Origin of the sequence: Arenibacter lacus (assembly GCF_008711145.1) — a bacterium.
In the GTDB taxonomy this organism is placed as follows: Bacteria; Bacteroidota; Bacteroidia; order Flavobacteriales; family Flavobacteriaceae; genus Arenibacter; species Arenibacter amylolyticus.
Window position 1 is genome coordinate 1 of record NZ_VVIN01000218.1, and the last position, 643, is coordinate 643.

At 37.9% G+C, this 643-nt stretch carries 2 protein-coding genes; both read right to left on the minus strand.

Annotated features, from left to right (window positions below; all coding sequences use genetic code 11):
• On the minus strand, window positions 1-252 hold a 252-nt coding region (locus F1E73_RS17225), incomplete at its 3' end, for a hypothetical protein (protein ID WP_150452690.1).
• Window positions 253-291: 39 nt separating this feature from the next.
• Window positions 292-643, minus strand: a 352-nt coding sequence (locus F1E73_RS17230) for an Lrp/AsnC ligand binding domain-containing protein (RefSeq protein WP_150452691.1), incomplete at its 5' end; no start/stop codon positions are given.

The following is a 643-nucleotide window of genomic DNA, read 5'->3' on the forward strand; positions in this document are numbered from 1 at the left end:
CAGGTCCAAGACCTCAAAAGTATTTAATAGGAATAAATGTTCCTTGTTACAGAGCATTAGCACTTCAAAGCCATGCTTGTTTAGGTCCGCATCAAAATGGGACTCAATGGATATGGCATTAACCTTCTGTCTTAATGCCAGTAGTTGGCAAAAAGATAGTTTAACCACTTTTTGGCCAAAATCGATGTAGAAATATCTATCCGAATTGGATTGATATAAAGTGTAGAATTTGGATTGAAATAGTATGCTCATCGGGGCAAAATTAATACTTATTTAGATTCAATCCAAACATTAAATGCTGATTTGGCGATCAATTTGTTGGTTTAAGGATATAAAGGTTTCCGTCCTAGAAACCCCCTCTATTCTTTGAATTTCCTTATTTAATACATGCATTAAATGCTCGTTGTCCTTGCAAAGTACCTTAATTAAAATAGACCAGTTGCCCGTGGTATAATGACATTCCAATACCTCTGGAATCTTCTCTAGTTCCTTTACCGCCTTGGGATTGCTCATTGCCTTGTCTAGATAGATGCCAATGTAGGCCATGGTGGTATACCCCAAAACCTTGGGGTTGATAATGAATTTAGAACCTGCAATTAATCCGGAAGCTTCCAGCTTTCTAAGTCGTTGATGGATAGCCGCG